The sequence below is a fragment of the Streptomyces sp. NPDC059787 genome, from assembly GCF_042732315.1.
Classification (GTDB): Bacteria; Actinomycetota; Actinomycetes; order Streptomycetales; family Streptomycetaceae; genus Streptomyces; species Streptomyces atrovirens.
The window spans coordinates 1-1,103 of the sequence record NZ_JBHWHX010000113.1; the positions used below are offsets into that span (position 1 = coordinate 1).

Sequence of the window (1,103 nt, forward strand, 5' to 3'; positions counted from 1 at the left end):
TTAGAGGGCGTTTATGCAGGTCAAGACCTATATGCGGCTCTCGCCCCTGACCCGCTTTGAGGGCCTTCATCCCATAGGCAGCGAATGACGCTCTCCACGGTGGATGCTCGGTCATCCGTCTCGTTCGCTTCTACACCTTGAAGTCCGTCTGGTTTGAAGTTGCCGCGGAATCGCCCAATGAACATCGGAACCGAGCACTCCGCCTCACCCGTGATCACGCTACGTCGTGAGCGAGCGCAAGCCATACCCCAGCGACCTGTCCGACGCCCGGTGGGCCCTGATCGAGCCGACGTTGACGGCCTGGAGAAAAGCCCGGCTCGACCGCAGACCAACCGGGCAGCCGGCCAAAGTCGATTTACGGGACGTCTTCAACGCGATCCTCTACGTGAACCGTACGGGAATCCCCTGGAAATACCTCCCGCATGACTTCCCGAACCACGGCACCGTCTACGCTTACTACGCGGCCTGGCGCGACGAAGGAATCTTCGCCCAGCTCAATTACGACCTGACCGGACTGGCCCGTGTGAAGGAAGGGCGCAAGCCCGAACCGACCGCCTCCGTGATCGACACCCAGAGCGTGAAGACTTCCACCAACGTGCCCGTGACCAGCCAGGGAACGGACGCCGCGAAGAAAATCGTCGGCCGGAAGCGCGGCATCCTCACCGACACGATCGGCCTCATACTCGCCGTGACCGTCACCGCCGCCGGCCTGTCGGAGAACGCCCTGGGAATTCGCCTCCTCGACCAGGCGAAGGAGACATACCCCACCATCTCCAAGAGCTGGGTCGACACCGGCTTCAAGAACGCCGTCGTCGAGCACGGCGCCCGCCTCGGAATCGACGTCGAAGTCGTCAACAGGAACCCAGAGGCCCGCGGCTTTCAGGTCGTGAAAAGGCGCTGGGTGGTCGAGCGGAGTATCGGTTGGATCATGATGCACCGCCGCCTCGCCCGCGACTACGAGACCCTCACCACCAGCTCCGAGGCCATGATCCACATCGCCTCGCTCGACAACCTCACCAGGCGCATAACGGACGAGACGACACCCACCTGGCGAGGAACATACTAGGACGTAAACGGCAAGTTGCCCACTTCAAACGCCCTCT

Annotated in this window: 1 protein-coding gene; it reads left to right on the forward strand. The window is 62.3% G+C overall.

The window, feature by feature from the left end:
- The first annotated feature begins 226 nt into the window (after positions 1 to 226).
- The gene (locus tag ACFV5H_RS37800; RefSeq protein WP_385199187.1) at positions 227 to 1,066 is read left to right on the forward strand and encodes an IS5 family transposase; all 840 of its coding nucleotides are present in this window, start codon (positions 227 to 229) and stop codon (positions 1,064 to 1,066) included.
- Positions 1,067 to 1,103: the final 37 nt, after the last annotated feature.